Genomic DNA, 12,816 nt, shown 5'->3' on the forward strand with positions numbered 1-12,816 from the left:
AAAAGAAAAAGATAGAACCCACTTTAAAGTAAGTTAGGCACTTCAAAGTTCTAAGGTAACTTTTTAGTAACCTCCTATTTTACTTAAAAACCGCTAAAAGAGATGAGACATCACGAAATAAATCCAATCTAACGATAAACAACTCGGATAAATAATCTGGACTGCTTTTTCCACCGCTGTTGATTTCCGTCCAAGGCTTCGCTTTCCGCGGGCGGGCGCTGAGCCTCCTCGTCGCTTGCGCTCCTGCTGGGTCTCATCCCTTCCGCTTTTCCCGCAGGAGTCTTCGCCTTGCCCTCCAATCAACCGCTAGAAGCACTTACCTACATGATGCCTACATTCACGATAATCATAAAAAAACACGAACTATCCATCAGTTTTCGATAGATAGTTCGTGTTTAACTTTAACTAAAATACTTTTGTCCCAGCCTCTTTCTATTTAACACTTACGTTCGTTGCTGAACTTGTATTTCCAGCGGCATCTTTTGCCGTCACAGCCAGCTTTACGCCTGCTTTTTGTTTTGGAATAGTTACTTTAAACTGCCCTTTGCTATCTGCTTTACCCGATGCGATCAGCTTTGTACCGCTTTTAATCGTAATTACGGCATTTGCTTCTGTTTTTCCAGAGATAAAGGTGGACAAAGACGTAACGGCATTCACCGCCGGAGGTGCCGGCGGCGTTGTGTCTTGTACTTTTACAATTTTATACGGGCTGTATCCTACTTTATTTTGCAGCACGGCCGTCACTTCTGTTCCTGCTTTTTGAGCAGGAATTTTTACGCTGAACTTGCCGTTTCCATCAATTTTTCCACTCGCAATAATTTTTCCGCCTACTTTAATATAAATAGACGCATTTTTTTCTCCTGTTCCCGTTACCGCTGTACTTTTTTCAGTAAGCGTATTAACGGTTGGAAGCGCTGGTTTTGTCTGCGCGGCACTGACCGTTACAAACGTGTTGGAGCTGTAGTTATTGGCTGCATCTTTTGCAATAACAGCTAATTTTGTAGAAGCAGGCTGCTTTGGAATGGTGATGCTGAACGTTCCATCCGATTTTGCATTTCCTTTGCCAATTACTTTTTTGTCAATTTTCACATGCACTTCTGCGCCGGCTTCTGTGCTTCCCGTTACGACTGTATCTTGATTGCTTACAGCGTTTACTTTTGGTGTAACGGGTGCTGTTTTATCCTGCACGGTTACGGTTACAGCTGGACTTACCCCCGCTGTGTTTCCAGCCGTTACAGACAGTTTGCTTCCTGCTTTTTGTTTTGCGATCGAGATGCTGTATGTTCCTTTAGCATCCGCTTTACCAGCTGCAAGCTGAAGACTTCCGTTTTTAATGATAACCGTCGCATTTGCTTCTGCTGTACCCGTAACGGCTGTACTTCGATCACTCACTTCATTAACTGTCGGTTTTACCGGAGCTTTTTGCTTTGCTGTAATGATTACAGTCGATTCAGAGCTGTTATTTCCTGCTGCATCTTTTGCTTGTACGCTTAGCTTTGTATTCGCTTTTTGCAGAGAAATGGCAACAGAAAACGCTCCGTTTGCACCTGCTTTAGCCATTCCCACAGTTGTTGTTCCCACTTTTACAGTAACCGTCGCATTTGCTTCTGCTGTACCTGTAACTTTTGTATCTTGATCACTTACTGCGTTTACTTTTGGCGCAGCTGGTGCCGTTTTATCCTGTACGGTTACCGCAGTGGCTGAACTTGTTCCACCTGCATTTTGAGCCGTTACAGACAGTGTGCTTCCTGCTTTTTGTTTCGCAATTGAAATGCTGTAATTTCCTTTGGCATCTGCGTTGCCTGCTGCAAGCTGAAGACTTCCGTTTTTAACGATGACTGTCGCATTTGCTTCAGCCGTTCCTTTGATCGTTGTGTCTTGATCACTTACTGCATTTACTTTTGGTGCAAGCGGTGCTTTTAACGTAGATTTAACCGCAAAAGAAGGAGCTTGACTTTCGTTCCCTGCTTTATCTTTTGCACTTACCGCTATTGTTGTTCCACCTATTTGTACTGGAATTGAAACAGTAAATGTACCGTTCCCATCCGCTACTGCAGAGAACGTTGCATCGCCTGCTTTTACCGTCACGGCGGCGTTTGCTTCTGTTACGCCTGTTACGGTCGTATCTTGGTCACTTACTTCATTTACAATTGGAACAGAAGGCGGCGTTTGATCCGTTACGGTCACTACTGTGGCCGTGCTTTCATTTTCAGCTGCATCTTTAGACGTTACCGATACTTTTGTATCTGCTGCCTGCTTGGCAATCGTAATTGCAAATTTTCCAGCTTCGTCAGCAAGACCCGTTCCAATTACTTCATTTTCCACTTTTGCAATAACAGAAGCATTTGGTTCTGTCACGCCCGTAAGCGATGTTTCGTTGTCTCCTAGTGCATTAACTGAAGGTGCATCAGGCGCAACCGTATCTTTCGGTGGTTCTTGCTCCTGCTCTTTTCGCGGATATTTAGTTGTATAAAAACTTAAAAGAGTAGTTGTTGGATAATAAAAATCTAAAATTTCACGATAGTCTTTTCCTACGCTTGCCATTTTTTGAGCACCGTATTGACTCATTCCAACACCGTGTCCATTTCCTTTACCATTAAAAGTTGTTGATGTGCTTGTTTCATTTGTTTCCGTTACAAGCAGACTAAGCATCACACGGCTGTTTAACATCGACTTTAGCTTCGTCGATGTTAAATCCGTTAATTCCAAATGATGAACCACTAGTTTTTGCGAACTGTCTATATCTCCTTTAACGAGGTAGTCCACTGTAATCGCACCTTTAGTCACACGGCCTCCTGATGAAGGAGCATAAAAACTCACCTTTGGAATAGACGTAATTTTAATCGTTTTACCAGGATGCTTATTGGCTACTAGCCATGACTTCAAATTATCCGTAACGGTTTTATCTTTTTCAGAAACCGTATTCCACCAAGCGCTATAGTTAGCTAAATCTTTTCCTGTTAAATCAATTTGCGCTTTTTGAATAGCTAACGTCCACGGCGTCTGCTTATCGTATGGATCTTCTTTCACCGGGAAATAAGAAAGCTGAGTTCCTCCCCAAGCATTGCTGTTTGATTCGGTTCTCCCACCGTTGCTTGATGAGAAAACGGCGTTGATTAATTTATTGTTGTATGTGACTACTTGTCCAAATGTCTCATCTACTGCTTTGTTTGTGCTGTCGTACCACGTATAGCCACCGTATACTTGATAGCTTACCGTGTCATTGATTACTTTTCCTGCATAGCTCATTGCGTATGTTCTCGCTGCTACTGCCTGAGTTTTTAAGGCTTGCAGATTCCAAGATGTATAGACTTCATTTGGCACAACGCCTTTTAAATAGTCTTCAATCGGAAGCGTATTAACAGGTCTGACGTACGTTCCTTTTTCATTTGTAAACGCAACGTCCCCTAAGTACTGTCTGCCGTTAATAGATATGGGATTTTTATAAAGAGACGGTGTAATTTCAAAGCTTGTAAAATCACCTAATACAGTGCTTCCTTGTTTTAGAGTGACACCTTGAGTTGTTGCTGTTACCGTATACTCTGTATTTGCCTTTAAGACCAAATCCGAGTTTTTAATAGTGTATAAATAAGACGGCTTAATTGTAATTGCATGATGATCTCCTAAATAGTTTACTAATTTTACAGACACAACTGGTTCTACCGTTTCAGCTTTCACGCTAGCAAGCGGCGTGAATTGAAACAGCAGTACGCTTAGTACTAAAGCAAATGCCGTTAACTTTCTCATCTTGTTCCCCCATTTTCATGTACTGTCTAACGCATTTTCATATCACTCGTTATATCGACACAGTTTTATAAAAATTAAAGCATTTTACCTAGTTTTCTTTTCTGCTCGTCCATTTTTTTGTCGAAAAAACGCTTCTTTATATCATATGAATGACAAAAAAAGCGTGTGACATAAATCAATTGATTTAGTCACACGCTTTTATAGGTCTTTTCACCTTTTATTTTTTCATTTCTTCATATGCCGCTATACCATCTGCAATATGATTCATCAGCTTTATAAGGTAAGCCTGATCAGACAGGTTCCGGTCTTCTTCTGGATTCGTCATATATCCCAGTTCAACTAGCGTTACAGGTACAGTCGACCAGTTAAATCCTGAAAGATCACTGCGATAGCGAATGCCGTCTGCTTCGACAAACTGATCTTTTTTCACCTCTGTCAGAATAGCTTGAGATGCCTGCAGGCTGCTTTGATAAATAGACTTTGTATAGGAATTATCTTCTGCAGGAGTAAGCACAGAAAATCCTTTTACAGAAGCATTTTCAGAACCATCTGCATGTATACGTACGTGCAGATCAGCTTTTGAATTATTCGCAAGCTCCGCTCGTTCCCGGTTGCTGATATCTACATTATCAGAACTCCGAGTAAGCTTTACGGTTATGCCTTTTTCTTCGAGCAGCTGTTTTAATATCATAGAAGCTTCCAACGTCAGCTTGTATTCCGGCTTCTTGGTCACTACGCCTGATGTGCCTCCGGAAACCTTTATTTTTGTTTCTGCTGATCCCGGTCCGATTGGCTCTTTCTCCAGGTTAGCCTGAGATTGATGACCAGGGTCAATGTAGACTAAAAAAGAAGGAGGATCCGCTTTTTCAGGCATGTTGTTTTTTACATTTTTCACTTCATTACCTGCTTCATGAGGCTGTACTGCTTGGAACTGTGAGATGGGCTGCTTCACTCTTTCTCCCTGCGCATGAGCTTTTGGTACATTTCCGCTAACGACGGCTTTCTCTGTTTGACCTTTCATCATAAAGAAAAATGAGAGTACTGCTACTATTGCAACAATACCTATTCCATAACTCCATACTAAGCGCTTCATCTTCGCTCACCAAACTTTCGAATAGAGTGGGATATTCCTTATGTTAAAGTACAAAATGTGTTAGCGTTATTATCTCATAGAATATGGATTTTTTTGTATAAAACGTTAAAAATAATATTGGCAATATGTTATGTATATGCAAACAAAAAACAACACTACATAATGTAGTGTTGTTTTCCAAAAAAATGACGGATGGTTAAATCCGTTTTGCACCAATATAACGTGCTTTCCAGTAGCTGTTGCTAAGAGATGTAATCGTCACGCCTTTAGACGTAGAAGCTTGAAGAAACTGATTATTTCCTAAGTACACGCCTACATGTGAAGGACCTTTTTTATACGTTTGAAAGAAAACTAAATCTCCTTTTTGAAGCTTTGCTTTTGAAACGCTTGTCCCTACTCGATACATTTGTTCCGTTGTGCGCGGAAGTGTTTTTCCAGCCTTTTTGAAAATGTATTGAATAAATCCCGAGCAGTCAAAACCTTTTGTTGTTGTGCCTCCCCATTTGTAAGGAACACCCATTAATTTTTTACCAGTAGCAATAGCCGTGTCCTTGTATGAATATGACGCTGCTTCTACTGTTTGAGCAGGTGCAATAAACGGACTGGCTCCGCTAAATAAGACTGCCGCTGCCGTTATAGACCCAATGATGGCTTTTTTCATTTTTCTCCTCCATTATGTAACCGAACGTTACGTTTCTATAGAACTTATTTTTAATATGTTCGGTTTAATTATAATGAAAAAAGCCTCAAAAACTATTACGCTATGATTAAATAATGTTACAAAATGGTTACTGAGGTATTTTTATCTTCTGGTATATATAGAAAAAATTGAGACATACCGAAACCAACTCAACTAAAAACGAACAAATGAGATAAATGATCGGGTATAAATTACTTGTTACACCGCGGCTGATTCCCGTACAAGAATTCGCTATCCGCGGGAGTCTTCGTATTGCCCTCCAGTCAACCGCTAGAAGCAACTACATACCCGAAACCTACGTTTATCATCATCACAAAAAAATCCGAACGAGTTGGATTCTCCATCAAGAATCTCCATTCATCGTTCGGATTTCCCTTCAATTAAAACACTTTTGTCCAACCTCTTTTACTTTTCTTTTTGCTGTTTCAAAATTAGGTCCTGTTTCGCTTTAGCATCGTGATGCTGCGCTAATTCACGTGAAAATTCTTCATTTGCTTGATCCGGAGCAATTTTTAACTCTTTTGGTGTTTGAGGCAGTGACCCTTTGTTGTTATGTGATGATTTGTGATTATTTGCTCTTCCCATGTTGAGACCTCCTTGTATCAATCATTTGTTTTTCATCTTTTTTAGTTACTATTCCCAATTTCCCAAAGCAAATTCAACCGAAAAAAGATTGAGACATAACTAAATAAATCCCATCTAAAGCCGGATAAATTGGATAAATGAGCTGGTATGGATCACTTGTTGCACGGCCGTTGATTTCCATACCAAATTTCGCTTTCCGCGGGAGCTCTTCGCCTTGTTCTCCAATCAACAACTAGAAGCAACTGCACAGATAAAATCTACATCAATATAAAAAAGATCCGAACGAATAATCGTTCGGATCTTTCTTCAACTACAATGCTTTTGTACCAGACTCTTTGTTGTTACGATACTTTTTTTGTTACTTCGTTAATATAAGCTTCCTTGTCTTTATCGTTAAATTGCCCTTCCCACTTCGAAATGACAATCGCACCAAGTGAGTTTCCAATTACGTTTACCGCTGTACGTCCCATATCTAACAAACGATCGATTCCAGCGATAAATGCAAGCCCTTCTACCGGAAGTCCTACAGATCCAAGCGTTGCAAGCAGTACAACAAACGATACGCCCGGAACTCCTGCAATTCCTTTAGATGTAACCATTAAAATTAATATCAGTGAAATTTGCTGTGTGATGCTCATATCAATACCGTACATTTGCGCGATAAAAATCGCAGCAAGCGCTTGATAAAGAGTAGATCCGTCTAAGTTAAACGAATATCCCGTCGGAATAACAAAAGATGTAATTGCTTTAGGACATCCGAACTTTTCCATTTTCGCAATAATACGCGGCAATACTGTTTCTGAACTTGCAGTTGAAAATGCTAATAGCAATTCATCTTTTAGCACTTTTAATAAGTGGAAGATGTTAACGCCAGCCCATTTAGCTACAAGTCCTAGCACAACTAACACAAAGAAAATCATTGTGCCGTAAGCAACAATTACAAGCTTACTAAGCGGAATCAGAGACGCTAGTCCAAATTTTGATACGGTTACACCGATTAATGCAAATACGCCAAACGGTGCAAACTTCATAACTAAATTCGTTACCCAAAACATCGCTTCTGCCGTACCTTCAAAGAATCTTAAAACCGGCTTGCCTTTTTCACCGATTGATGCAATTCCAAGTCCAAATAGGACCGAGAAGAAAATAATTGGCAGCATGTCGCCTGCAGCAATTGACTCAAATACATTCGTTGGAACGATGTGAACAAATGTTTCTACAAATCCTTTTTGCTCTGTAGCTTCTGCCGTTGATGTGTAGCTGCTGATATCTGATTTTTCAAGACCGCTGCGGTCCACACCAGTACCAGGGTGAAGCAAGTTAGCTGCTAATAAGCCTACAACAATCGCAACCGTTGTAATGATTTCAAAGTAAAGAATTGTTTTTCCGCCTAATTTACCAAGCTTCTTAATATCACCAACACCCGCAACGCCCACAATGATACTAGATATAACAATCGGCACCACGATCATTTTAATTAAATGAATGAATACGTCTCCAATTGGCTGCAGCACTTCAACTGCTTTAGGATTTCCGTAAAAAATAGCCCCTACAATAATACCTGCAATCAAACCAATTAGAATTTGTCCTGCTAATCCAAGCTTTTTGAACATATCTTTGCACCTTCCTTCTTTTTTCTAACAGCTCAAAGCTGTTTATTTGCACTTAATGTATTCAACAGATACAATTCAATTAAGAACTGTTTATTAAGTAGTTCTTTTATTCATAAGATTACATTATCATAGGCATCACAAAATCTAACAAAAACCTACTGAAACTAACAAAAAGTTTTTAGAAAATTACAAAATGAAAACGCTGTAGTTTTTTTACTACAGCGTTTGTTTGACTTCATAATAGAGCATTTGAATAAATTTTTTTACGTTTATACGACTCGGAGTGCTGCTTTTTCCCGTGCCTTTTTCTATATCTCTCATGCGCTGATGCACCATTGAAAAATCGAAAAACTTAGAAGCATAATTTTCAAATTTAGGATTAAAGAAGTCAACCATACCAAGAGAGGTCAAATGATTTAAAGACTGATAAATAGCTCTTCTTACTCGCTGCTCGGCTGCTTTCATTTCTTTTTGCAGCACGTCTTCTGAAAAAGATGAACCAAGCTTTCTCACGGTAATTTTCTCAAAAATTTCTTTGAGAGAAGGAAAATGCTGTTCATACATCGTGCTTTTTTCCGTTTGATGCAAGTAATTGATGATTTCAATCAAATCTTTACTTCCGCTTTCTCCTAAAATCCCAAGTTCTCTTAAAAGAAACCTGCACGCTTCTACCGGATCGCTTTCTTTTTTACCAAAAGAAGGCGTTTTTTGCTGATTTCCTACATTAAGTACGGTATTTAACGATTCTTGAATTTTCTCCATTGATTGTTGAACATGAATTCGTTCAATTACTTTTTGAATGACCATGAGTACTTCCATACGATTAAGCGGCTTCGTGATATAGTATTCAATGCCAAGCGAGTAGGCTTTTCCAATCAAATCTTTCGTTTCTACCTGTGACATCATAATAATTTTCCCTTTAAAACTATCCTTTATTTTGCGCACGGTTTCGATTCCATCTTGAACCGGCATTAATAAATCAATAAATAAAATATCGATCTGCTGCAATAAAGAAACTTGATCGTTTAACACGATCCCGTCTTCTCCTTGTCCTATAACCTCCCCTAGATCGTTATCTTCAATAATTTCGGCTAACATTGAACGAAAGACTTCGTCATCATCTATGATATAAAATCGCATATTAGTCCTTATCCCCCATTAACGTAGAAATAGGTAAATCTATAGCAAATTGAACACCGGGGCTTGGAGACAGATTAACAAATTGAATATTCCCTCCCAGCTGCTCGGTCATTTGCTTAACGTAGACAAGCCCAAGACCCGTAGAAGGCGTTCCGTCCTTTGCATATTTGGATGTAAATCCCGCTTTAAAAATGAGACGTTCATGCCTTTTTTTCACTCCGGGACCGCTGTCTCTTACATACAATAAAATGCGGTCTTCTTCTCGACATACATCGATAATAATCGTGCCTTCTTTTTCAATCGCTTCGACCGCATTCGTTACTAGGTTATTAATTAATGATAAAAACAAGTACACGTGATAGCGAGGATGCTCTCCTAAAATCGAATATGAAAAATGAATATCTTTTGCTAACATCGCCGCATATTTTTCGTTGCTGCGCATCACGATTTGAAGCAGACTTTGGATTTCCATATACTCAGAAAATTCTTCTTTTGTAATGACCTTGGACAATCCTGCTGATATCCGCTGGTTGTCTTTTTTAATATCATGTACTTCCCCTGCAATTTGTAATGCTTTTTGGCTAAAATCGTGCAGTGAAGTAAGCTGGTGGATATCCGCTTCGTGTAATTCTTCATACAAATCATACGACTTTTTCGTAATTCTCTCAGCGTCCTGCAGCGTTTTTTTCAAATGAATGGATTCCTCATATAAATTTGAAAGCACAACAAGCAGCTGATCATTTTTTTGAGAGATTTGTCGTTCTCTCAGCTGCCCCTCGTAAAGTTTGATCATGCTAAATAGGCATAAAACAAAGAAACTTCGAAAGACGCCTACAATAAAAATCTGCATGAACTCCGGAAACACAATATGATGATGAACCATTACATACATACAAAGCAATTCCATCCCGCCTGAAACCGTTTCGATGATGATGCTCCATATGCCAATAATCCAAGGCTTTGAATGAAAATCGTTAATTTTAAACCACGAAAAAGAAATGGCATAAATGAGATAATAAATCCCCGCTGAACACCTGATCTGCAAAGAATGCAGAAAATCAAATGATTCGTAGTTATACCAGTCAAGGTACATCCGAAAGCCCACTATAGCACTCGCAACTAAAATACCTGGTATTACAGGAGATACCTTTCTTAAAAGCAGCAGTGAAAAGAAAAAAATGGGCACAGCAAAGCTAACTCTATACGTATCATGAAAAGGATAATATTTAAGCTCTCCTGCTAGCGGCACAACGACTATCATCACCAGAATGAGTAAAACATCTTTTTTTACTACCGTATCAACTTTCATCGTTCACTTCCTGCACTTTTTGAACATAAGTATATAGTTTAGCAATCTAAAAGACAATCGCTCTTCTCTATATTTTTTTACATTCCTACTTCCATTTATAAATATAGCCCATATATAAACAGTTATTTATTCTCTTTCATTATTCTCTGTAGTTTTTTAGATTTTCTTGTTTTATTTTGTAATTTTTGTTGTATAGTAGAAGTACCTTTTAAAATGTGAGGCTGTATCACAACTATTCAATTATTATTACATCACCTGATAGCTACACTAAAAAGGAAAACTATTATTTTATAGGGGGAGCTTATTTTACAATGTGGATCATTACCGTTTACTCGAAAAACCAAAGTCCGACTATGTTTGAATTTGAATCAGAGGTAGAGGCGAAAAAGACGTTTCAGGAGATTAAAGGGTGTAAGATCCTATCGGAAGTTATTTACTATAACGACCGAGTTCCCGCTTTAGCGTAAATCAGTTGATGTAGGAAATTTTACAAATTACCGGTTAAAAGCCACGTAAAGAGCCAAAGGATGGTCCTATTCCTTTGGCTCTTTACTGTTTGATTAGAAAAAACGAGGCTGAGACATAATGACATGAGCTGAACCGCTTGTGACACCGCAGTTGATTTCCGCGCAAGACTTCGCTTTCCGGGGGCGGCCGCTGAGCCTCCTCGTCGCTTGCGCTCCTGTGGGGTCGGGGTCTCACCTGTTCCGCTTTTCCCGCAGGAGTCTTCGTCTTGCCCTCCAATCAACTGCTAGAAGGGTCTAACGTTGACCCTAACAAAAAAAAACGAACCACTAATCAAACGTGTTGATCAATGGTTCGTTTTTCACTTCGTCTAACATACTTTTGTCCCAGCCTCGTTGTGCTTTGTGAACATACTGACTGCCCACATTACGATAAAGTTGACAAGCAGCGCAATAAATCCGACATTGATATCCTTCATTTGCTGAGGCAGTGATGGAAATAACGTACCAATAGTAGATCCGCTGATTGTAATATAGGCTACTACAATAATTCCAGCAACAATCCCCCACGCTGCTCCTTGTTTCGTTACAAAGTTATTTTTCTTCAAGCTGAAAAGCAGAGATGGAAACAGCTGTGTCATTAGACTATAGCCCATTAAAATAATTGTTGACAGCGTCGTTCCTCCGTTTAGGGTAAAGTAAACGGAAATGAGAGCCACAACCGGTACAAAGCTTTTCGCTAAACGAGCAATACGCGCTTCGCTTGCCTGAGGCGCAAACGGTTTGTATATGTTTTTCGCCAGCAGCGTTGACGCACTCATTAACAGCATCGATCCCGGCACAAGCGCTGTCAGCAACCCCGCTCCTCCTATAATTCCAATAAACCAAGGATCAAAGGTTTGAATTGAGATCCGTAATAGCGCAAGATCCACGTCTCCTCCGCTTAAACCAGGAACTTTTAAAATAGCTGCAAATCCAACAAAAAATACAAAGAGCAGCATCAGCGTATAAAGAGGACTAATGATTGCATTTTTACGAAATACCTTTGCATTTTTCGCTGTATAGCTTGAACTAAAAACCTGCGGCCACATATAAAAACCAAGTACTAGTAAAATAACGGTCGAAATAAACCACGAGACGCTTAATCCTTGCTCAGGAAACTTTAAAAACCCTGGCTTCGCTGTATTCACCGCTTCAAACATCGGACCGTATCCTCCGTAATAATGAAAAGGTAAATAAATGCCTAAAAATCCAATCACAGCAAGCATCATAATGTCTTTAATAACGGCCGTCCATGCAGAACCGTGGATACCGGATATCATAACATACAGCGTTAAACTGATAGCTCCCATCCAAATGGCTGCCGGCATTGAAATGGCACCGTATGATGCTTGTGATACAATAATCCCCAATCCTTTTAACTGCACAACAATAACAGGAATGACAGCAATCACTCCTACAGCAGCTACAAGCACACCAAGGTAAGGGCTTTTATATTTGCTTACAAAAAAATCAGGCTGCGAGACGAGCTTATGATCTCTTGCATACTTCCAAATAACAGGAAGAAGCCAGTATGATAAGACATATGATAAGCTAATATAAATTAACACATAAAATGCAGGAGCTCCTTTTCCATAAGCCCATCCGCTTCCGCCTAGAAACGAAAACGTTGTGTAGATTTCTCCGGCCATCAGCACAAACACTAAAACAGCCCCGAAACCGCGTCCGCCTACCGTCCACTGCTCCAAGTTCATATCCTTGCCTTTGGTTGATCGTATGCCAAGAAAAATAGCTGCCACTAAAAATAGTAAAATAATAATAAGTGCACTATTCATTCTTCTTCCCCTTCCCGATTTCTGGGATCAAGCTTGTACATAACCCCTAAAATAATGGACGTAAGCACCACCCATATCACCATCCAAAACATATTGAACGGCATACCGAGAACAAACGGAGTAACTCGATTAACAAAAGGGAGAAAACCTAATATGCCTACGAACGGAAGTACAGACAAAATATAGATAAATTTCATGACTAAACTCCTCCGACTTTCTAAAACTAACTTCTTTATATTACCACATATTCCGTGTATTCAATGAAGGAATGCTTGCATTTAAACTGAAATAATCTCCAAAAGATAAAATATTCTGTACTATTTTACAAAA

At 39.5% G+C, this 12,816-nt stretch carries 13 protein-coding genes; 1 reads left to right on the forward strand and 12 read right to left on the reverse strand.

What is annotated here, in order from left to right; all coding sequences use genetic code 11:
• Positions 1 to 93: 93 nt before the first annotated feature.
• The 9 genes from ACFX4G_RS12515 to ACFX4G_RS12555 all read right to left on the reverse strand — a co-directional run bounded on the left by ACFX4G_RS12515 (position 94) and on the right by ACFX4G_RS12555 (position 10,187).
• Positions 94 to 303 (reverse strand): hypothetical protein, encoded by a 210-nt coding sequence (locus ACFX4G_RS12515; protein WP_377575084.1) that lies wholly within the window; start codon positions 301 to 303, stop codon positions 94 to 96.
• A 129-nt stretch (positions 304 to 432) separates the two neighbouring features.
• Positions 433 to 3,747, reverse strand: coding sequence for an Ig-like domain-containing protein (locus ACFX4G_RS12520; protein ID WP_377575087.1), 3,315 nt, complete (start codon positions 3,745 to 3,747; stop codon positions 433 to 435).
• Positions 3,748 to 3,964: 217 nt separating this feature from the next.
• Entirely contained in the window at positions 3,965 to 4,840 is an 876-nt protein-coding gene (locus ACFX4G_RS12525; RefSeq protein WP_377575090.1) for an N-acetylmuramoyl-L-alanine amidase family protein, read from the reverse strand.
• Positions 4,841 to 5,036: 196 nt separating this feature from the next.
• Positions 5,037 to 5,501 (reverse strand): C40 family peptidase, encoded by a 465-nt coding sequence (locus ACFX4G_RS12530; RefSeq protein WP_016766438.1) that lies wholly within the window; start codon positions 5,499 to 5,501, stop codon positions 5,037 to 5,039.
• Positions 5,502 to 5,945: 444 nt separating this feature from the next.
• Positions 5,946 to 6,125 carry a YfhD family protein gene (locus ACFX4G_RS12535; RefSeq protein WP_013055768.1) on the reverse strand — a complete coding sequence of 60 codons (180 nt, stop codon included), beginning with the start codon at positions 6,123 to 6,125 and terminating at the stop codon, positions 5,946 to 5,948.
• A 73-nt stretch (positions 6,126 to 6,198) separates the two neighbouring features.
• Positions 6,199 to 6,354 (reverse strand): hypothetical protein, encoded by a 156-nt coding sequence (locus tag ACFX4G_RS12540; RefSeq protein ID WP_377575093.1) that lies wholly within the window; start codon positions 6,352 to 6,354, stop codon positions 6,199 to 6,201.
• A 112-nt stretch (positions 6,355 to 6,466) separates the two neighbouring features.
• Positions 6,467 to 7,738, reverse strand: a complete 1,272-nt coding sequence (locus tag ACFX4G_RS12545) for a cation:dicarboxylate symporter family transporter (protein WP_028407730.1) — start codon at positions 7,736 to 7,738, stop codon at positions 6,467 to 6,469.
• Between the two features lie 216 nt (positions 7,739 to 7,954).
• Positions 7,955 to 8,878: a response regulator gene (locus tag ACFX4G_RS12550; protein WP_377575096.1), complete on the reverse strand. Its 924-nt coding sequence runs from the start codon at positions 8,876 to 8,878 to the stop codon at positions 7,955 to 7,957.
• Between the two features lies 1 nt (position 8,879).
• A complete protein-coding gene (locus ACFX4G_RS12555; RefSeq protein WP_377575099.1) occupies positions 8,880 to 10,187 on the reverse strand; it encodes a sensor histidine kinase in 1,308 nt (435 codons plus the stop codon).
• A gap of 311 nt (positions 10,188 to 10,498) precedes the next feature.
• Here ACFX4G_RS12555 and ACFX4G_RS12560 point away from each other — a divergent pair, with 311 nt between their 5' ends.
• On the forward strand, positions 10,499 to 10,654 hold the full coding sequence (locus tag ACFX4G_RS12560; RefSeq protein ID WP_013055763.1) for a hypothetical protein: 156 nt from the start codon (positions 10,499 to 10,501) through the stop codon (positions 10,652 to 10,654).
• A gap of 20 nt (positions 10,655 to 10,674) precedes the next feature.
• Here ACFX4G_RS12560 and ACFX4G_RS12565 read toward each other — a convergent pair whose 3' ends face one another.
• The 3 genes from ACFX4G_RS12565 to ACFX4G_RS12575 form a co-directional block, all read right to left on the reverse strand.
• Positions 10,675 to 10,935 carry a hypothetical protein gene (locus ACFX4G_RS12565; RefSeq protein ID WP_377575102.1) on the reverse strand — a complete coding sequence of 87 codons (261 nt, stop codon included), beginning with the start codon at positions 10,933 to 10,935 and terminating at the stop codon, positions 10,675 to 10,677.
• Positions 10,936 to 11,022: 87 nt separating this feature from the next.
• Positions 11,023 to 12,486, reverse strand: a complete 1,464-nt coding sequence (locus ACFX4G_RS12570) for a sodium:solute symporter family protein (RefSeq protein WP_377575105.1) — start codon at positions 12,484 to 12,486, stop codon at positions 11,023 to 11,025.
• On the reverse strand, positions 12,483 to 12,683 hold the full coding sequence (locus ACFX4G_RS12575; protein ID WP_013055761.1) for a DUF3311 domain-containing protein: 201 nt from the start codon (positions 12,681 to 12,683) through the stop codon (positions 12,483 to 12,485). Before ACFX4G_RS12575 ends, ACFX4G_RS12570 begins: the two co-directional genes overlap by 4 nt.
• Between the last annotated feature and the right edge of the window lie 133 nt (positions 12,684 to 12,816).

This window comes from Priestia sp. YIM B13486 (assembly GCF_042787865.1).
GTDB lineage: Bacteria > Bacillota > Bacilli > Bacillales > Bacillaceae_H > Priestia > Priestia megaterium.